The following is an 18,452-nucleotide window of genomic DNA, read 5'->3' as shown; positions in this document are numbered from 1 at the left end:
TGGCGCAGACTGGCGCTTCACCACAAAGGACGCCCGCATCAAGCTCCGCAAACTCTACCCCACAACGGAGGCGTGACAGAGCACTAGAGCATCGTGCCGGATATCGTATCCGGCACGATGTTCTAGGTTCTTGTTTCGCATCGTCTTTTTCCGAAAGCCGGCGGCCGGCTTTCGGGACGATGCTCTCGCGCGGCTCCGGCGTCGGACCTGCCGCACAGCGTCTGAACGGTGACGCCCGGTCCCGGGCAACAGACGATCGTCCGCGGGGACGAAGCGTATCGGACGTGCCGGGAGACACGCGGCGAGACCGCAGGCCCGCCCGCTCAGGATGGATCGGACGCGCACCGCGTCACGGCGCAGGATCGCGAAAAATCCCAATCCCTGCAGTTATTTCATGAAATTTTTTGCCGATGCGACAGGAACGAAAAGTCGCTTTGTGAACGTTTTATGACATATTGCAACGCGTGCGATCACCGTACGCGGAGGAGAGACAGGAAGATGCATTTCGCTCGCACCCTTGCCGTGGCCCTTCTGCTCGGCGCCGCAGGATTGCCGGCCTCCGCCGCCCCCGTTCCCGTGCAGCCGGCCCCGTTCGCGGGCAGCGCCGCCGAGGCGGTCGACTGGCACCCGAGCACCCGTCACTGGGACCACCATTTCCACGCGCATCAGGAATCGCTGCGCTATCACCAGCCGACCGAGACGGAGCGCAGGCTCCATCGGACGATGCGCGGCAGCGATCCCCTGGCGCGCGGTCAGCGGTCGCTCGGACCGCGTTACCGCCTCGGCGACAGGACGGGCGGCGCCTACCGCTACTGAGCTGCCCCGTTCGGATCGGACGTGCCGTCCCGTCGATGCGACGAGGCCGCCGGCCCGAACCTTTCCGGGCCGGGACGGTTGAGGGACACCATTCCGCTCCGAAAGGATCGTCCATGCGGTTCATGACACCGGCGCTCGTCCTGGCGCTGATCCTTCCGGCCGCGGGCGCCACGGCTCAGGAGAGCGGCGGGCAAGTGCCGTCGCCCCCGAGCCCGAAGGCCTCGGCCACGGGATCGCGGCCCGTGCCGGGCCCCGGCACCGCCGGCACCCCGAATGCGCCGGCGGTCGTCGGCGGTACGCCGGGTGCCGTGATCGGCGGCACGCCGACGAGCGGTCCGCCCGGAACCGGCGGCACCGCGGGCGGCCCCGGCCTCAGCGGACGGTAGGGCCGGCTCTCGGACCGGGTCCAACGCCCGGCGCATCCGACACCCGGCAGAGACATCCGGTCCCCTGGCCGCACACCGCTTCTGGGCTATGGTCGGGCCATGAGCCGGACCTCTCCCGCCCGCCCCGCCCTCGCGCTTCTTCTCGCGCTGCCGCTCCTCGCACCCGGGTCGGTTCGGGCGCAGGCGACACCGCCCGCGCCCGAGCCGCCGCCGATCCAGTCGGACGAGGCCCGCCTCCTGCCGGTGCTGGCCCAGCGCGGCATGGTCTCCTCGCAGGACGCGCTCGCCACCCGCGTCGGCGTGGCGATCCTCGACAAGGGCGGCAACGCGGTCGACGCGGCGGTGGCGGTGGGCTTCGCGCTCGCCGTCACCCTGCCGCGGGCGGGCAATCTCGGCGGCGGCGGCTTCATGATGGTCCACCGCGCCGGCGCGAACGAGACCGTGGCGCTCGATTACCGCGAGACCGCGCCCGCCGCGGCCACCCCGGACATGTTCCTGAACGCGCAAGGGGAGCCGGATCGCGTCGCCTCCACGCGGAGCGGCAAAGCGGTGGGCGTGCCGGGCACCGTGCGGGGGCTGGCCGAGGCGCATCGGCGCTACGGCTCGGGCCGGCTCACGCTGGCCGACCTGATCGCCCCGGCGGAACAGCTCGCCCGCGAGGGCATCCCGGTCGAGTCGGGGCTGGCCGATTCCCTGCCGCGGGCCTCCGGCCTCCTCGGGCAGTGGCCGTCGAGCCGGGCGGTGTTCTTCGCCGGCGACCACGTGCTGCCCCGCGGCGCCATTCTGCGCCAGCGCGATCTCGCCGACACCCTGAAGGCGATCGCCGAGCGCGGTCCCGACGCCTTCTACGAGGGGCCGATCGCCCAAAGAATCGCGGCCGCCGTGCAGGGCGCGGGCGGGATCATGACGACGGCGGACCTCTCCGCCTACCGGCCGGAGATCCGCACGCCGGTGCGCGGCACCTATCGCGGCTACGAGATCGTCTCGATGCCCCCGCCGAGTTCCGGCGGCGTGCACCTCATCGAGATCCTCAACGTGCTGGAGGGCTACGACCTCGCGGGGCTGGGTGCGGGCAGCGCGCAGGCGCTCCACACCCTGGCCGAGGCGATGAAACCGGCCTATGCCGACCGCGCCGCCTGGCTCGGCGACCCCTCGCGCACGCGGGTTCCGGTCGCCGGACTGACGGCCAAGGCCTACGCCGCGACCCTGCGCGAAAAGATCGACCCGGAGCGGGCGAAGTCCGCCGCCGAGGTGAGCGCGGGCAACCCGCTGCCCTACGAGCCGGACCAGACCACGCATTTCTCGGTGGTGGACGGCGAGGGCAACGCCGTCTCCAACACCTACACCCTGAACTTCTCCTACGGGATCGGCCTCGTGGCCGAGGGCACCGGCGTGCTGCTCAACAACGAGATGGACGACTTCTCCGCCAAGACGGGTGCGCGCAACGCCTACGGCCTCGTGGGCGGCGAGGCCAACGCCGTGGCGCCGGGCGCCCGCCCGCTCTCCTCCATGACGCCGACCTTCGTGTTCCGGGACGGCCGGCTCTTCCTCGTCACAGGGAGCCCCGGCGGCAGCCGCATCATCACGACCACGCTCCAGGTCATCGTCAACGTGCTCGATTTCCGCATGAACCTCGCCCAGGCCGTGACGGCCCCGCGCATCCACCACCAGTGGCAGCCGGACGTGCTGATGGTGGAGGAGGGCGTCTCGCCCGACACGCTGGCGGCGCTGCGCGCCAAGGGCCACAACGTGAAGGTCGGCGCGACCTCGGGCTCGGCCAATTCGGTGATGGCCGAGGACGGCCTGCTCGCGGGCGCCTCCGATCCGCGCCAGCGCGGGACGCTGGCCGAGGGGCGTTGACGGGCGAAGAGTCGGCAAGGCGGCGGTGGGCAAGGGGGCAGTGGGCAAGGCAGCCTACGCGCGATAAAGGAGCCCGCGCCCCTCACGCGGACTACCGATGCTCCTCCTCCGTTCGCTCGCCTTCAACCTGTCGTTCTACGTCGCGACCGCGCTCATCGCGATCGGGGGGCTGCCCGCCTTCGTCACCCGCAAGGGGGTGATCCGGGTCGCGCAGTTCTGGGGGCGCACGGTGCTCTGGCTGCTGCGGGTCGTCGGCGGCACCCGCGTCGAGTTCCGCGGGTTGGAGAACATCACGCCGGGGCCGCTGCTGGTGGCCGCCAAGCACCAGTCCGCGCTGGAGACGCTGGCGCTCACGACCCCGTTCGACGACTTCGCCTACGTGCTCAAGCGCGAGCTGATGTGGGTGCCGGTGGTCGGCTGGTATTTCGGCCGGGGCGGCATGGTGCCGATCGACCGCTCCAAGGGCACCCGGGCCATGGCGGCGATGAACAAGGCGGCCGCGCAGGCCATCCGGGACGGGCGCCAGCTCATCATCTTCCCCGAGGGCACCCGCCGCCCGGCCGGGGCGCCGCCCGCCTACAAGCAAGGCGCCTCCCATCTCTACGCGGCGCTGAACGTGCCCTGCCTGCCGGTGGCGCTGAACACCGGCCTGTACTGGCGCCGCCGGGGTTTTCGCCGGATGCCGGGCACGACCGTGATCGAGTTCCTGCCGGTGATCCCGCCGGGCCTGTCGCGCGGGGCCTTCCTGACCGAGATGCAGAACCGCATCGAGACCGCCACCGAGGCGCTGCTGGCGGAGGGCCGCGCCGACCTCGCCCGCCACGGCCACCCCGTCCCCGTGGCGATGGGCGGCTCGGAGCCGGCGGCGGATACGTCCGGGACGCTCTGACGGGTCAGGCGGCTGCGAAGGCGCGGACCGCCGAGGGCCCGCGCAGGACGATCCTGCGGCCGGAAAAGCTCTCGACCAGGGCGAGTGTGCGGGCGCGGCGGATGCGGTTCCAGCCGGCCGTGTAGCGCAGGAATTCGAGCGTGAGCTGCTCGGGGCAGCCTTCGGGCCCCTCCGGCCGGACCCTGCCGAGGCTCGACAGGGTTCGCCGCAGCATGCGCGCCGTGCAGAGCCAGCCCGGCATGTCGAGATAGATCACGGTATCGGCCCTCGCGAACCGGGGCGCGATCGTGCCGGTGTAGTTGCCGTCCATCACCCAGGCGGGCAGCGCGGCGATCCGCGCGACCTCGGCGCGGAAGCTTTCCGGATCGCTCTCGACCCAGCCGGGGCGCCAGTAGGCGCGGTCGAGATGGAACACCGGCAGGCCGTGCCCCGCGCCGAGGCGCCGGGCCAGGGTCGTCTTCCCGCTGCCCGGAGGTCCCAGCAGCACGATCCGCCGCGGCGTCCCGGCCGAGGGGCTCACCCCCGCCCGGCCCCGCGCCTCAACAGGAACACGCCCTGCGCGCCGATCAGGTTCCAGAACCACCACGGCATCGAGAAGCGCATCGGGCGCCCGCGCGCGTCGAGGGCGGTCGCCTTCTCGATGCGGGCGCCGACGTCGCGGCACAGGCCGACGAAGTCGCGGATCGTGCAGTGATGGATGTTGGGGGTCTCGTACCACGTCTCCGGCATGATCTCGGTGACCGGCATCCGGCCGCGGAAGGCGAGTTCGGCCCGCACCCGCCAATGACCGAAATTCGGGAACGAGATGATGACCTGCCGGCCGATCCGCAGCAGGTGCTCCAGCACGACGCGCGGGTTGCGGGTCGCCTGGATGGTCTGGGACAGGACCACCACGTCGAAGGCGTCGTCGGGGTAGTTGGCCAGATCGGTGTCGGCGTCGCCCTGGATCACGGGCAGGCCCTGGGCGAGGCAGGCGTTGACGCCCTCGCGGGACAGTTCGATGCCCCGCCCGTCGACCCCGCGCCGGTCGCGCAGCAGCGCCAGCAGGGAGCCGTCGCCGCAGCCGATGTCGAGCACCCGCGCACCCGGCGGCACGAGGCCGAGCACGACGATGTGGTCGACGCGCGCGCCGCTCTCGCCGCGGGGCAGGGCCTCGGCATCCTGCCACGGCACGCCGGAGGCGGCGTCGGTGAAGCTCTCGCTCATCGGTCCCTAGAGTCCTCGCGCCCGGGCGGCCGCCTCGATGAAGCCTTTCGCGGCGGAGAACATCGCCGGCTCGTCGAGCAGGAAGGCGTCGTGGCCCTTGTCGCTCTCCACCTCGACGAAGGCGACCGGGGCGGCGACCGCGTTGAGGGCGTGGACGATGGCGCGGGAATCGGCCGTCGGGAAGAGCCAGTCCGAGGTGAAGGCGATCACGCAGAAGCGGGTCTTGGAGCCGCGGAAGGCATTGGCCAGCACGCCGCCATGGTCCTCGGCGAGGTCGAAGTAATCCATCGCCCGGGTGAGGTAGAGGTAGGCGTTGGCGTCGAAGCGCTCGACAAAGCTGAGGCCCTGGTGGCGCAGGTAGCTCTCGATCTGGAAGTCGGCGTTGAAGGAGAAGGTCGGCGCCGCCCGGTTCTGCAGGCGGCGGCCGAACTTGCGGTGCAGGGCCGGCTCGGAGAGGTAGGTGATGTGCGCGCCCATCCGGGCCACGCCGAGGCCCTTCGAGGGCCGGGTGCCGGCCTCGAGATAGCGGCCCTCGGCCCAGGCCGGATCGGCCATGATCGCCTGCCGGCCGACCTCGTGGAAGGCGATGTTCTGGGCCGAATGCCGCGCCCCGGTCGCGATGGGCATCGCGGAAAACACCCGCTCGGGGAAGAGCGAGGCCCATTGCAGCACCTGCATCCCGCCCATCGAGCCGCCGATGCAGAGGAAGAGGTCGGGGATGCCGAGCCGGTCGAGGAGCATCGCCTGCGCGCGGACCATGTCGCGGATCGTCACCAGGGGGAAGTCGAGCCCGTAGGGACGGCCGGTCTCCGGGTTGAGCGAGGCCGGGCCGGTCGAGCCCATGCAGGAGCCGATCACGTTCGAGCAGACCACGAAGTAGCGGTCCGTATCGACCGGCTTGCCCGGTCCCACCAGCGTCTCCCACCAGCCGGGCTTGCCCGTCACCGGGTGGCGATGGGCGAAGTGCTGGTCGCCGGTGAGCGCGTGGCAGATCAGCACCGCGTTGGAGCGCTCGGCGTTGAGCGTCCCGGCGGTCTGGTAGGCGATCTGGAAGGGGCCGAGCCGGGCGCCGGAGTCCATGGCGAGCGGTTCGTCCGCCGAGAACAGCATGACGGGGCTGCGCGGGTCGGAGGACGGGGACGCCTCGTAGCCCGCCCGGCGCGCATCGTCCCGAGAGGCGGACTCGGCGCCTCGCTCGGCGTTCTGGGTGAGGCTGGAATCCATCGTGCGTCCCGGGTGCCGGCCCTGGACCGGTCCCTGAGTGGCCCGCCGCCGACATTCCCACCGGCGTCGCGGGCGGGCTCGTGGAACGATGCGCTGCGGCAGCGCATGTCTTGGCCGGCTGACAGGTGGAGGTAATGTGCGCATCCCCGAGCGTCAACGCGCTGGACGGGTACGCCCGGTTCCACACGGGCCGCCATGTTCGCGGGCGCACACGGTTCGCGCTGGCCCTCGGCCGCCGCGAACCGTAAACACGGGCTCGGCTCCCGCCCGGACGTTTGGCCCCATGCGCTTCACCACGCGACCCGCGCCCTCCCTCGACAACCTCGCCGAACTGCGTGCCGAGATCGACCGGATCGACGCGGAGATGCACGCGCTGCTGATCCAGCGCGGCGCCATCATCGACCGCCTGATCGCGATCAAGCGCACGCAAGGGACGGGCTCCGCCTTCCGGCCCGGCCGCGAGGCCTCGATGATGCGCCGCCTCGCCGAGCGCCACCGGGGGCTCCTGCCGCTGGACACGGTGGAGGGCATCTGGCGGGTCATCATCGCCACCTTCACCTGGGTGCAGGCGCCGTTCTCGGTCCACGCCGACGTCTCGGCGGGCGATGCCGGGATGCGTGATTCCGCCCGCTTCCATTTCGGCTTCACGGTGCCCTACCGGCCGCATCCCGATTGCGCGGCGGTGATCGAGGCGGTGGCGGGCTCCCGGGGCGACCTCGGCATCTTCCGGCTCGGCAAGAACTTTTCGGGCAAGGATCTGTCCGGCAAGGACGGTCCGGCCCGGCCCTGGTGGGAGAGCCTCGTCGGCGAGGGCCGGCCGAAGGTGATCGCCCGGCTGCCCTTCATCGAGCGCCCGGCGCATCCGGCGGGCACGCCGGTCTTCGTGGTCGCCAACCCGCTGGACGATCCGGCGGCGGCCCAGCGCGACTGGGTGCTCTACGCGGTGCGCGCGCCCCGCCTCGCGCCGGATTCCGAGCGGGCGCTGCACGATCTCTACGGCGAGGTGGTCGCCCGCTGCGACACGCCGGACGGCGTGAGCCTGCTGCTCGCCGTGCCCGGCGGGGTGGGACCGCGCCAGCTCGGCGAGGCCCTGGAGCGGGTCGAGCCGGGCGCGGCGATCCTCGACGAGGTCGGCAGCCACGCCGCCCGCTTCCGGGTCTGATCGCGCGTCCCGTTGATCCGTTCGATTCGTCGCTGCGAGCCGAAGAGGTCGCGGCGCGGCGGGGCTTCCTCTGCGGCGGAACGTCTTCGCGGCAGCCGAGGTCCGTCCGTGCTATTCATTGCGCACGATCGAACGTCCCCGCATCGGCGGGAGCCCGCCTCCGGTCCGCCCGGTGGCCCGTTCCCGTCCGTGGGGCCGCGTCAGGGAGATCCCGCATGAACCGCCGTCAGACCCTGCGCGCCGGCGCCTCGTTGCTGGGCCTGCTCGCAGCCACCCGCCTTGCCGGCCCCGTCTTCGCCGCCGGATTCCCGGTCGAGCGGTCCGAGGCCGAGTGGCGCGCGCTGCTCTCGCCCGCCGCCTACAAGGTGCTGCGCGAGCACGGCACCGAGCGGGCGCATACGAGCCCGCTCAACGGCGAAAAGCGGGCCGGCCGCTTCGTCTGCGCCGGCTGCGACCTGCCGCTGTTCTCCTCGCAGACCAAGTTCGAGAGCGGCACCGGCTGGCCGAGCTTCTTCGAGCCCCTGCCGGACGCGGTCGGCACGCAGGTCGACACCGCCTACGGCATGCGGCGCACGGAGGTGCATTGCCGCCGCTGCGGCGGCCATCTCGGCCACGTCTTCGAGGACGGGCCGCGCCCCACCGGCCTGCGCTACTGCATGAACGGCGTGTCCCTGCGCTTCGAGCCCGCCGCCTGAGACCCGCTTCGACAGGAGGACGCATCATGACGCTCACCGTCCATCGCATCACCAACCCGCGCTCGCCGATTCTGCTCGGCGGCCTGGCCGGCCTTGCCCTCCTCGCCTGCGTCGCCTGGCCCCTAGCGCCCGCCGGGGCGGAAGAAGCCGGGCGGCGCCTGCCGGAAGCGGCGATGACCGCGAAGGAGAACGGAACCTTGCGCACGGCCACCTTCGCGGGGGGCTGCTTCTGGGGCGTGCAGGGCGTGTTCCAGCACGTGAAGGGCGTGACGAACGCGGTCTCGGGCTATGCCGGCGGCAGTCAGGCGAGCGCCCGCTACGAGCAGGTCGGCACCGGCCGCACCGGACATACGGAGGCCGTGCAGATCAGCTACGACCCCTCGGTGATCCGCTACGACGAGCTTCTGCAGATCTTCTTCTCGGTGGCGCTCGACCCGACGCAGGTGAACCGGCAGGGCCCGGATGCGGGACCGCAATACCGCTCGGCGATCTTCCCCGCGGACGAGAGCCAAGCGAGGGTCGCGAAGGCCTACATCGCCCAGCTCGACGGGGCGAAGGCGTTCACAAAGCCCATCGCCACCCGGATCGAGTCCGGCGCCTTCTACCCGGCGGAGGCTTACCACCAGGACTACATGACCCTGCACCCGACCAACAGCTACATCGTCGTCAACGACGCGCCCAAGCTGCGGGACCTCAAGGCGCTCTTTCCCGAGCGGGCGAGCGCGCAGCCGGTGCTGGTCAACCGTCCGCCGGCCTGAGCGGACGGGCTCTCCTCCCCCGATGAAGGGGAGGAGAGGGCCTCGGGATCACTCCTTCTCGGGCGCGATCTGCTCGAGGCCGCCGACATGGCGCTGGGCGTAGAGCGGCAGGCCGATCTGGCCGATGAGGTCGAGCTGCGTCTCGAGGAAGTCGATGTGACCCTCCTCGTCCTCGGCCAGATCCTCGAACAGCCGCTTGGAGACGCGGTCGTTGATCGAATCGCAGTACTTGGCGGCTTCGAGGTAGAGCGCGCGCGCCTCGTTCTCGGCAGCGAGATCGCACTCGATGATCTCCTGTACGTTCTGGCCGATCCGCAGCGGGTCGAGCTCCTGCAGGTTCGGGAAGCCGTCGAGGAACAGGATCCGGTCGATGAACCGGTCGGCGTGGTTCATCTCCTCGATCGATTCCTTGCGCCAGAACTTGGCGAGATCGACGTAGCCCCAATCGTTCAGCAGGCGGAAGTGCAGCCAGTACTGATTGACGGCCGTCAGCTCGCTGCGCAGGCCCCGGTTGAGATAATCGATGACCTTGGCATCGCCCTTCATCCGTCACTCTCCTCGTGAGGCGTCGGGACGAACAAGCGATCCGTCTCAGGCTGCGACGCCCTCTGGCTCCCTTGTAGTTTGGAATGATCCCAAACTGCAAGCCGCCTCGCAGCCCGTCGTGCAGGCATGTGCGGGTGTCGGCGCGGAGCCATGCACGGAGGGATGGGCTGCGCGGTGAGCCGACCCATGGGCCTGCGCCTCGTCGAGAGCCTTGCGCAGGATCGAGCGGATGGTGCGGGCGCAGCGTCCACACTTCGCGCTGCAGCCCAGGCAGCCATAGACCTGAGCGGGGGTGCGGGGACAGCCCGGCCCCGGTTGCAGGCACGCGCGTACCTGTCCGTCGGAGAGGACGTTGCAAGAGCAGACGATCATGCGGGCTATCGCAAACCTGTCGTGCCTGTCGGATCGCGGCCCCGTCAGGGCCGGCGGAGCCTGGCGCTCTCCGATCATTCCCACCGTCCCTGGCCTGGGAAACCGGCCGATTTGGGGCGGTCGCAGATTAGAATGATTGAAAAGTCCAAGCTTTTCAGGACTTTAGCGGCAGGACGCGCTGCCGGTCAAGAACGGACGGCACGATTCATCTCGGCACAATCCGTCGCAGGATCGCGGTTGCCGTCCCTCGTCCGGGACGAACAGGAGCCGGGGGACGGGTTCGGTCTTCGACTGCGCGGCGGCTCAGTGGGCCATCAGCACCGGCACGCTCGCATGCGACAGGATATGGCTGGTGGGCCCTCCGAAGATCATCTGCCGCAGCCGGCTCTGGGTGTAGGCGCCCTTGATGAGCAGGTCGCAGCCGAAGGATTCGGCGGTGTCGAGGTAGAGTTCGCCCGGGGTGCGGCGGCCGGCGGGCAGGGCCTTGTGAGCGGCCTCGACGCCCTCGCAGGCGAGCGCGCGGGCGACCTCCTCGGCGCTCGGGCCCGGCACCATGCCGCCCTCGGCGCTGACGACGAGGATGCGCCGGGCGCGGCGCAGGAACGGCATGGCGAAGGCGATGGCCCGCGCCGTCTCGGTCGAGCCGTTCCAGGCGATCAGGATCGCCTCGCCGACGCAGGCGGGGCTCGCGGGCGGGGCCAGGATGATGGGGCGCCCGCTCTCGAACAGGGCGGTCTCGAAGGTCGTCATGCGCGGCGCGCCGTCGTCGGAGCCCGGGCGGCCGACGATCGTGGCCGAAAACAGACGCGCGTACTGGCCGAGGAAGGCGTCGCCGGGCGGCGCATCGGGCCGCCAGCGGTAGCGGGGTCCGGCCTCTGCCGCGACGTGTGGAGCGCAGGAGGCGCCGGCCTCGCGCCGAGGCAGCCCCGCCGCCTCCATCGCCGCCACGAAGCGGGCGCCCGCATCCTGCGCCTCGGCCTGATCCGCCTCCTCGTCGCGCAGCCAGGTCATGCCGCCGACCATGTCGACGGGCACGTATTCGGCCAATGCCGGGCGCAGGGCCACGCCCTCGATCAGGCTGCCGAAGCGGCGCGCCACGAGCACCGCCGTGTCGAACACGGAGGGCAGCGCGTCGTGGAGGGTGACCGGGACGAGCAGGGTCTTCATGGCCGGCCTCGGCGGATGCGTTAGGGAAGCGGTGCGGGAAGGCTAGATCGAAACGATCCCGCGGAAAACCGCCCCCGCCCGATCCATCCCCGTCGCTTCGCGCCTCATCCCTCGGGCGCCGCGGCGCCTTTCACGGACCCGGCCGGAGGATCGAGCCGTGCCCGCACGAGGCGGGTCAGGGGCCGCTCCACGACGCGGTGGACGAGGAGCGCCGCGGGAAGGGTCAGCACGACCATCAGGATCAGGCTCGGCCAGGGCCCAAGGCTCGGCGCCAGACCGCTCCGCAACAGAGCCTCGCGGGTCGCCCGCAGCACGAAGGGGTGCAGCAGGTAGAGGGCGTAGGAGGCGTCGCCCAGCCGCTCGGCCCCGGCGAGCAGGCCGGCGGCGAGGCGACCGCGCACGGGCTCCGGCCGGTCGCGGCCGAGCACCGCCGCCGCCACGAGGAGCGCGGCGGGCAGGCCCCAGGCGAGGAGCCGCAGCGCCGGCTCAGGGGGTGCGGCGGCGAGCGCCAGCAGACCCGCTCCGGCCAGCGCGAGCCGCGGGAGGTCGCCGAGGCGCGCGCCCTCGGCCCGGGCGAGGGCGAGGCCGGCCCCGAGGGCGAATTCCAGGATGATGGGATCGGACCAGAAGGCGAGGGGGACGGGCAGGGCCGGCACCAGCCGCCCGACGAGGACGAGGAGCGCCAGAGCCGCGACGAGCCACGCCACCGCGCCGCGCCGCGACAGGCCGAGCCCGAGGGCGAAGAGTGCGTAGAACGCCATCTCGTAGTTCAGGGTCCAGCCGAGACCGTAGATCGGCAGCACCGCCCCGTCGGGCCGCGCCATCGGCCAGAACAGGAAGGAGGCGAGCACGCGCGCTCCGTCCGGCGGGCCGCCCTCGCCGCTGAGCAGAGCCGGGGCCGCGAGGCCGAGGGCGAGGTAGAGCCCGGTCACCAGCCAGTAGAGCGGGACGAGGCGGGCGATGCGGTGGGCGGCAAAGCGCGCCCGGGCGCCTGGGCGCCCGTAGAGCGGACCGGCGGCGTGGACGATGATGAAGCCGGAGATGACGAAGAAGACGTCGACGCCGGCCGGCCAGGGCAGCCACGCGCCCGGCACGAACGCCGCCCCGATGCGCCCGGCCAGGGTCGCCGCCTCGTGCTGCGCGTGGTGGATCACAACCAGAAGTGCGGCAAAGGCGCGCAAGCCCTGGACGAGGACCAGTTTTCCCTGAGCGCGGCCGGAGTGAAAAAGCTTAGTCAAATTTCGGGAACCAGGCTGGAAGGTCGTCGTTGTCGCGTCGAAGTGATCTTCACGGCCTTGACCGGTTCAACCGGGGTTCGAGGCCCTTCCTTATGTCGGCAATCCCATATCTGAGGTACCGTATGTTGAAGAAATACGCTGCTGCGTCCGCCCTCGTCGCCGTCATGGCCACTCCCGCTCTCGCCCAGGTCGGGGGCGATTTCCGTCTGGACGCCATGCAGGCGAATGCCTTCGAGATCCAGGCCAGCCAGATCGCGCTGCAGAAGAGCCGCAACCCCACGGTTCGTGCCTATGCTCGTGAGGCGCTGCGTGATCACCAGTCCGCCAACGTCGCCCTGGCCGGCGGCGAGCGCAACTATGCCGCTGCCCGCAACGCCGGTCCCGGCGGCCTCGTCGGCGGTCTCGTGGAAGCCCCGCTCGCCATCGCCGGCGGCGCGGTCGGCGCGGCCACGGGCGCTGCGGCCGGCGTGGTCGGCGGCACCCTGCAGGGCGGACCGATCGGTGGCATCGAGGGCGCCGGCGCGGGCCTGAGCCGCGGCGCGGCGGCCGGCAGCCGTGCGTTCGACGTCGACACCACCGCGGGCACCACGATCGTGCAGCCGAACCCGCAGCAGCAGCAGATGCTGGCCGAGCTGAACGCCACCCCGCCCGGCGCCCGCTTCGACCGCCTCTACGGCCGCCAGCAGGTGATGGCGCACCAGATGTCGATCAGCATGCACCAGTCCTACGCCCAGTCCGGCCCGAACCCGGCCCTGCGCAACTACGCCCAGCAGGCCCTGCCGGTCCTGCAGCAGCACTATTCCGAGGCGCAGCGCCTGCCGGGCGCCCGCTAAGCGCGTCGCACGCGACGGAATCGAGGGAAGCGGCGGGCCGAGAGGTCCGCCGCTTTCTCGTTGCGCGCTGTGCGGCGCACGGCCCTCGTCGCGGTGTCGAGTGGCTTCGCTTGGCGGACTGCCGGGGGTGGGTCCACCCTCCCTCATCATCGCGAGCCTCGGCGAAGCGACCCGGACAACGCGACGATCGGGGCCTGGAAGCAGCGATCGACCACGGCGCCTGACGACGCGACCTGTCGGACGTAAAACGGCGCCCCCGAAAGGCTTCGGAGGCGCCGCGATGGTTCAGGTCGGAGCAGGGCGGAAAGGCGGCGCTCAGGCCTCCGTGCAGCCGATCAGGGCCGAGGAAGCGAGGGTCTGGCCGTCGCGGGCAACCACCGAATGGAACTCGCCGGTCTCGGGATCGCGAATGCGCAATTCGCCGGTGACGATGCCGAAATGCGCCCCGTGCAGGTGCAGGCGGCCCGCCTCGACGGCCTCGCGCACGAAGTCGAAGGTCATGAGGTTCTGCAGGCTCTGGGCGATCATCGCGTATTCGAGGCGGGTGAGGTAGCCCTCCTTCTCCTTGCTGTCGCCGGAGGCGTCGAGCGTCTTCACCGCCGGCTCGACCAGCGAGACCCAGCGGCCGATGAAGTTGCCCGAGGAGAGCGGATCGGCGCCGAGCCCGGCAGCCTTGATGCCGCCGCAGGTGGCGTGGCCCAGCACGACGATGTGCTTCACCTTGAGCGCCTGCACCGCGAACTCGATCGCCGAGGAGGTGCCGTGATAGCCGCTATCGTGCTCGGCCGGCGGCACGATGTTGGCCACGTTGCGGATGGTGAAGATCTGGCCAGGGCCCGTATCGAAGATCACCTCCGGCGCGACGCGGCTGTCGCAGCAGCCGATCAGCAGCACGTCCGGATCCTGGCCCTCGTTGCCCAGCGCCTCGTACTTGCGCCGCTCGTTCGGCAGCCGCTCGCCGAGGAAGCTGCGGTAGCCTTCGGTCAGAACCTGAGGAAACATCGTCGCCTTTCCTAACTTTCGTTGATGAAGGGTTGCCATCACTGAACGCACGTGGCGGCCGATTCCATCCTCCCCGGGCATGCGCTTGCGCACATGGCGCGCGTCGAGGAAAGCCGGCCTGAACGCTTCGAACCGCTCGCCCGCCGAAAAAAATGCCGCCCGACCCACCGCTACGGCAACCGCCGCCGGATACGGAGCGGGCCGGCGCGGGTTACCGAGTGGGGTTCACGCGTTTTGCCACGTGAGGCGAACGGGCTCGGGCGGAACGTCGCCGGAGACGATTCGTTGCGCCAGCGCGGCCAGACCCGCCGGTTCGACGCGCTCGGCCGAGGCGGCGAGTTCATCGAGCGGCCACCAGCGGGTGCCGCGCACCGGGTTGTCCTCGGTCTCGGCCAGACGGCTCGTGTCGATCGCGTCGCTGGACAGCCGCACCACGAAGTAGTGCTCGCGGGCGAAGCGCGGCTTGCGGAACAGGTGGAACGGCCCGTCGCAGACCGCGACGCAGGGGCCGAGTTCGACCTCGGCGACGCCGATCTCCTCCGACAATTCGCGCCGGCAGGCCACCTCGTGGCTCTCGCCCGGCTCGAGCCCGCCGCCGGGCATGAACCAGAAGCCCCGTGCCTCGGGTTGAGCGTGATCGATCGGGCGCACGGCCTCGTACTCGATCAGCAGCAGGCGGTTGTCGGGGTCGAAGACCAGGGCGCGGGCGATGTCGCGGGTCGGCAATTCCTCTTTGGGAGAGTCCGCGCTGGGAAAGTCCGTTTGGGGAAGCTCCACCTCGGGGTGATCGGTCACGGTTCGATCCTCAGGTCAGGGGTGCGGGCGCCCAGATCACGATGGGCAGGTCATAGCTGTCGCGCTCGATCGTTTGGGGAAGCGGCTCGGCACAGGCCCCGGCGATGTCGCGGGCGACGAGGAGGGCGGCGAGCGCGTCGAGATGGTCGTCGGCCGCGACACCCGGCGGCCGCGCGGCGATCATGGCCTCGGGCAGGCCGGCGGCGGCGAGCAGCGCCCGGCGCTCGGCAAGCCCGGCGGCGCGGGCCGGCCCTTTCTTGCCGGCGGCGAGGCGGCGCTCGCCGTTGAAGCGGAAGAAGGCGACCTCCGGATGCACCTCGTGCAGGCGATCGCGCAGGTCCGGCCGCGCCCGCAGCAGGGCGTCCGCCTCGCGCACGTAGCGCAGGATGTTCCAGCACTGGATCGAGGGCGCGAAGGGCGGATCGGAATGGGCCCGCGACAATGCCTTGGCCGACGCGTAGCCCTCCGCATAGACCGCGGCGCGCGGCGGCACGGGGAAGACGCTGGCGCGCCCCGTCCCGAGGAAGGCCCGCGCCGCCCGGTCGGCCGAGCGCCCGCCGCCGCTTACCCGGTCCGGCAGGCCGATCGGCACGTCGATGCCGACGGTGCCGGGCGCCTCCTCGCCGTCGAGCAGGTCGGCGATGCGCGGGAAGAGGGCGCAGCGCCAGCGGCCGGGATCGTCGAGATCGATCAGCGCCCCCGCCCAGGCCCCCCGGCACCCGTCCAGCCCCGCCACCCAGCGCGCCATCGCGTCCTCCGGTTGCTCCGCGCCGCCGCATCGGAGAAAGGTCTTTCGGGCGTAGCAGAGTTCAGCCAAGAGGACCCCGGTGAAGGTCGGCCTCCACATCCTCGACCCGCGCCTGCGCGACTGGGGCTTTCCCCGCTGGGGCAGCGCGGCCGCCGCCGGGCTCGACCTGCATGCCTGCCTCGACGCGCCTCTCCTGCTCGAACCGCAGGCGCCGCCCGCGCTGATCCCGGCCGGCGTCTCGGTGCGGATCGGCGATCCCGACTGGTGCGGGCTGGTCTTCGCCCGCTCAGGCTTGGGCCACCGGGAGGGCTTGGTGCTCGGCAACGGCACGGGAGTGATCGATGCCGATTACGAGGGGCCGCTCCTCATCTCCGCCTGGAACCGCAATCCCGCCGCGGGCGGCACGCCGATCCGGATCGAGCCGGGCGAGCGCATCGCGCAACTCGTCTTCACCCGCGTGATGCGGCCCGATTTCGAGATCCGGGATGCGCAGAGCGAGGCGGGCGCACCGGAGCCGGACGGAAGGCCGCCGGGACGCGGACAGGGCGGCTTCGGCTCCACCGGCCGGCGCTGACGCTCAAGCTCTCGGGCGAGGACGGCACTTCATCGCCCGTCGCCGGAACAAGCTTGGCCATTATCAGGCCGCGGCCCCAAGACCCGTTTCAAGGTTTCGGCCATCGCCACGACAAACTTGGCTATAAAAACCCGGCTCGAACGATTGAACCGTTCGTCGCCGCTCCCGTTGAGTTCTCGCAATCCCCGCGAGACGAGCCATGGCTGCCCACGAGATCCTCGGCTATTTCGAGCACCGCACCGACGGCGCCTGGATTTGCGTGAGACCCTTCACGCTCAACACCCGGTCGAGCCGGGTCGATATCCGGCGCGGCATGCGCTTCGAGTACGGGCGCCGCGTCGGCGGCCTGGACCTCGCCGAATATCTCGAGCAGCTCGGCTCGCAATTCGGCTCCTGATCGGAGAAAGCCCGCGGGCCCGATCGAACCGGGCCCGCGGTCGTCTGCACCGTTCGCCTTACGGCGCCATGTCGGGCACCGCCTTGATGGTGCCGGCCTCGGCCGGGGCGGCGGGCTGCGCCGCGGCGGTGATCTGCGGCGGCGGCGTCAACTGCAGGTGTTCGCTGGTATAGGCCAGCGTCTGCTGAACCCGCTGCGGATCGTCGTTCAGCTTCGTGCCGTAGCTCGGCACGATCTGACGGATCTTCGCCTGCCACTCAGGGCTTGCCACCTTCTGGGCGAACACCTTCTCCAGCACGGTGAGCATGATCGGCGCCGCCGTCGAGGCGCCGGGCGAGGCGCCGAGCAGGGCGGCGACGCTGCCGTCCTTGGCGCTCACCACCTCGGTCCCGAGCTTGAGCACGCCGCCCTTCTCCGGGTCGCGCTTGATGATCTGGACGCGCTGACCGGCCTGGACCAGCCGCCACTCGTCCTTCTTCGCGCCGGGGAAATACTCGCGCAGGGCCTGGTAGCGATCCTCGTCGGAGAGCATCACCTGACCGGCGAGGTACTCGATCAGCGGATACTGATCGACGCCCACCCGCACCATCGGCCAGACGTTGCTGGTGGTGGTCGAGGTCAGAAGGTCGAAATACGAGCCCTCCTTCAGGAACTTGGTCGAGAAGGTCGCGAACGGCCCGAACAGGATCACGCGCTTGCCGTCGAGCACCCGCGTGTCGAGATGCGGGACCGACATCGGCGGCGAGCCGACCGAGGCCTTGCCGTAGGCCTTGGCGAGGTGGCGCATCGCCACCTCCCGGTTCTCGGTGACGAGGAAGGAGCCGCCGACGGGGAAGCCGGCGTAATCGTCGGCCTCGGGGATGCCGGTGGCCTGCAGCAGGTGCAGCGCGCCGCCGCCCGCGCCGATGAACACGAACTTCGCGTCGACCGACTGCCGGGTGCCGTCCTTGAGGTTCTTCGAGGTGACGCGCCAGTTGCCGTCCTTGTTGCGCTCGAAGGTCTCGACCTCGGTGGAGAGGCGCAGATCGAATTTCGGCTGGCTCTTCAGCGAGGCGATGTACTGGCGGGTGACCTCACCCCACTCGCAATCGGTGCCGAGCGGCGACCAGGTGGCGGCGATCGTCTGCTTCGGATCGCGCCCCTCCATCATGAGGGGAACCCACTTCTTCAGTTGCTCGGGATCGGTCGAGAACTCCATGCCCGCGAAGAGGGGGCTGGCCTTGAGCGCCTCGTAGCGCTTGCGCAGGTAGGCGATGTTCTCGTCACCCCAGACGAAGCTCATGTGCGGGGTCGAGTTGATGAAGGTGCGCGGGTTCTTCAGCACGCCCTTTTGGACCTGCCAGGCCATGAACTGCCGGGTGACCTGGAAGGCCTCGTTGATCTTGATCGCCTGCTCGATGCGGATGTTGCCCTTGGAATCTTCGGGCGTGTAGTTCAGCTCGGCCAGCGCCGAGTGGCCGGTGCCGGCGTTGTTCCAGCCGTTGGAGCTTTCCAGCGCCACGCCGTCGAGCCGCTCGATCATCTCCAGCGACCAGTCGGGCTCCAGCTCGCGCAGCCAGACGCCGAGCGTCGCGCTCATGATGCCGCCGCCGACCAGCAGGACATCGACCTTGCGGGGCTCGCCCGCCGCGAGCAGCGGCGAGCCCGGCAGGGCCGAGGCCGCGGCGCCCGCCAGCGCGCCTCCGATGAGCTGCCGACGGTTCAGCGGAAACGCTCTATTCTGCATATCCCCACCTCGGACTTGCACTTTATCGTCTATTTTCATTTTATTTTCGTGCCGCGCA

The 18,452-nt window shown here is 70.9% G+C and carries 21 protein-coding genes; 10 read left to right on the top strand and 11 right to left on the bottom strand.

From position 1 onward, the window contains the following. The first annotated feature begins 498 nt into the window (after positions 1–498). The 4 genes from ACPCJR_RS19775 (at position 499) to ACPCJR_RS19760 (ending at position 3,951) form a co-directional block, all read left to right on the top strand. On the top strand, positions 499–816 hold the full coding sequence (locus tag ACPCJR_RS19775) for a hypothetical protein (protein WP_391514078.1): 318 nt from the start codon (positions 499–501) through the stop codon (positions 814–816). Positions 817–929: 113 nt separating this feature from the next. Next, on the top strand, positions 930–1,202 hold the full coding sequence (locus tag ACPCJR_RS19770; RefSeq protein WP_391514080.1) for a hypothetical protein: 273 nt from the start codon (positions 930–932) through the stop codon (positions 1,200–1,202). Between the two features lie 99 nt (positions 1,203–1,301). Next, a complete protein-coding gene (gene ggt / locus ACPCJR_RS19765; protein ID WP_391514081.1) occupies positions 1,302–3,062 on the top strand; it encodes a gamma-glutamyltransferase in 1,761 nt (586 codons plus the stop codon). Positions 3,063–3,159: 97 nt separating this feature from the next. Continuing rightward, positions 3,160–3,951 (top strand): lysophospholipid acyltransferase family protein, encoded by a 792-nt coding sequence (locus ACPCJR_RS19760; RefSeq protein ID WP_391514083.1) that lies wholly within the window; start codon positions 3,160–3,162, stop codon positions 3,949–3,951. A gap of 4 nt (positions 3,952–3,955) precedes the next feature. Here ACPCJR_RS19760 and ACPCJR_RS19755 read toward each other — a convergent pair whose 3' ends face one another. From ACPCJR_RS19755 to metX, 3 genes are read right to left on the bottom strand one after another with little or no spacing between them, the layout of a single operon-like run. Further along, positions 3,956–4,471: an AAA family ATPase gene (locus ACPCJR_RS19755; protein ID WP_391514085.1), complete on the bottom strand. Its 516-nt coding sequence runs from the start codon at positions 4,469–4,471 to the stop codon at positions 3,956–3,958. Beyond that, positions 4,468–5,157: a methionine biosynthesis protein MetW gene (gene metW / locus ACPCJR_RS19750; RefSeq protein WP_391514087.1), complete on the bottom strand. Its 690-nt coding sequence runs from the start codon at positions 5,155–5,157 to the stop codon at positions 4,468–4,470. Before metW ends, ACPCJR_RS19755 begins: the two co-directional genes overlap by 4 nt. A 6-nt stretch (positions 5,158–5,163) precedes the next feature. Then, positions 5,164–6,381, bottom strand: coding sequence for a homoserine O-acetyltransferase MetX (metX, locus tag ACPCJR_RS19745; RefSeq protein WP_391514089.1), 1,218 nt, complete (start codon positions 6,379–6,381; stop codon positions 5,164–5,166). Between the two features lie 283 nt (positions 6,382–6,664). On the opposite strand from metX, the gene ACPCJR_RS19740 reads away from it, so the two are divergent. The 3 genes from ACPCJR_RS19740 (at position 6,665) to msrA (ending at position 8,996) form a co-directional block, all read left to right on the top strand. Next, positions 6,665–7,543: a chorismate mutase gene (locus ACPCJR_RS19740; RefSeq protein WP_391514091.1), complete on the top strand. Its 879-nt coding sequence runs from the start codon at positions 6,665–6,667 to the stop codon at positions 7,541–7,543. 215 nt (positions 7,544–7,758) lie between these two features. Continuing rightward, positions 7,759–8,238, top strand: a complete 480-nt coding sequence (gene msrB / locus ACPCJR_RS19735) for a peptide-methionine (R)-S-oxide reductase MsrB (protein WP_391514093.1) — start codon at positions 7,759–7,761, stop codon at positions 8,236–8,238. A 26-nt stretch (positions 8,239–8,264) separates the two neighbouring features. After that, complete coding sequence (msrA, locus tag ACPCJR_RS19730; protein ID WP_391514095.1) at positions 8,265–8,996, top strand: peptide-methionine (S)-S-oxide reductase MsrA; 732 nt, start codon at positions 8,265–8,267, stop codon at positions 8,994–8,996. Between the two features lie 48 nt (positions 8,997–9,044). On the opposite strand, the gene bfr is transcribed toward msrA, so the two are convergent. From bfr to ACPCJR_RS19710, 4 genes are all read right to left on the bottom strand, one after another. Further along, on the bottom strand, positions 9,045–9,542 hold the full coding sequence (gene bfr / locus ACPCJR_RS19725) for a bacterioferritin (RefSeq protein ID WP_012453445.1): 498 nt from the start codon (positions 9,540–9,542) through the stop codon (positions 9,045–9,047). Positions 9,543–9,587: 45 nt separating this feature from the next. Then, positions 9,588–9,914, bottom strand: a complete 327-nt coding sequence (locus tag ACPCJR_RS19720) for a (2Fe-2S)-binding protein (RefSeq protein ID WP_391514097.1) — start codon at positions 9,912–9,914, stop codon at positions 9,588–9,590. 303 nt (positions 9,915–10,217) lie between these two features. After that, the gene (locus tag ACPCJR_RS19715) at positions 10,218–11,081 is read right to left on the bottom strand and encodes a universal stress protein (protein ID WP_391514099.1); all 864 of its coding nucleotides are present in this window, start codon (positions 11,079–11,081) and stop codon (positions 10,218–10,220) included. A gap of 104 nt (positions 11,082–11,185) precedes the next feature. Beyond that, complete coding sequence (locus ACPCJR_RS19710; protein ID WP_391514101.1) at positions 11,186–12,262, bottom strand: acyltransferase family protein; 1,077 nt, start codon at positions 12,260–12,262, stop codon at positions 11,186–11,188. A 179-nt stretch (positions 12,263–12,441) separates the two neighbouring features. Here ACPCJR_RS19710 and ACPCJR_RS19705 point away from each other — a divergent pair, with 179 nt between their 5' ends. Beyond that, the gene (locus tag ACPCJR_RS19705; RefSeq protein ID WP_391514103.1) at positions 12,442–13,152 is read left to right on the top strand and encodes a DUF4142 domain-containing protein; all 711 of its coding nucleotides are present in this window, start codon (positions 12,442–12,444) and stop codon (positions 13,150–13,152) included. Between the two features lie 315 nt (positions 13,153–13,467). Here ACPCJR_RS19705 and ACPCJR_RS19700 read toward each other — a convergent pair whose 3' ends face one another. From ACPCJR_RS19700 to ACPCJR_RS19690, 3 genes are all read right to left on the bottom strand, one after another. Continuing rightward, positions 13,468–14,154 (bottom strand): carbonic anhydrase, encoded by a 687-nt coding sequence (locus ACPCJR_RS19700; protein ID WP_391514105.1) that lies wholly within the window; start codon positions 14,152–14,154, stop codon positions 13,468–13,470. A 225-nt stretch (positions 14,155–14,379) separates the two neighbouring features. Then, positions 14,380–14,931: an NUDIX hydrolase gene (locus ACPCJR_RS19695; protein ID WP_391514347.1), complete on the bottom strand. Its 552-nt coding sequence runs from the start codon at positions 14,929–14,931 to the stop codon at positions 14,380–14,382. A gap of 28 nt (positions 14,932–14,959) precedes the next feature. Beyond that, positions 14,960–15,697 (bottom strand): DUF429 domain-containing protein, encoded by a 738-nt coding sequence (locus ACPCJR_RS19690; RefSeq protein ID WP_391514107.1) that lies wholly within the window; start codon positions 15,695–15,697, stop codon positions 14,960–14,962. Between the two features lie 79 nt (positions 15,698–15,776). On the opposite strand from ACPCJR_RS19690, the gene dut reads away from it, so the two are divergent. After that, positions 15,777–16,271: a dUTP diphosphatase gene (gene dut / locus ACPCJR_RS19685; protein WP_391514109.1), complete on the top strand. Its 495-nt coding sequence runs from the start codon at positions 15,777–15,779 to the stop codon at positions 16,269–16,271. Positions 16,272–16,470: 199 nt separating this feature from the next. After that, positions 16,471–16,668 (top strand): hypothetical protein, encoded by a 198-nt coding sequence (locus ACPCJR_RS19680; RefSeq protein ID WP_331287621.1) that lies wholly within the window; start codon positions 16,471–16,473, stop codon positions 16,666–16,668. A 58-nt stretch (positions 16,669–16,726) separates the two neighbouring features. On the opposite strand, the gene mqo is transcribed toward ACPCJR_RS19680, so the two are convergent. Beyond that, positions 16,727–18,433, bottom strand: a complete 1,707-nt coding sequence (gene mqo, locus ACPCJR_RS19675; RefSeq protein ID WP_391514110.1) for a malate dehydrogenase (quinone) — start codon at positions 18,431–18,433, stop codon at positions 16,727–16,729. Positions 18,434–18,452 lie beyond the last annotated feature (19 nt).

This window comes from Methylobacterium sp. NPDC097929, assembly GCF_049543375.1.
Classification (GTDB): Bacteria; Pseudomonadota; Alphaproteobacteria; order Rhizobiales; family Beijerinckiaceae; genus Methylobacterium.
This window is presented reverse-complemented; position numbering and strand designations above follow the sequence as displayed.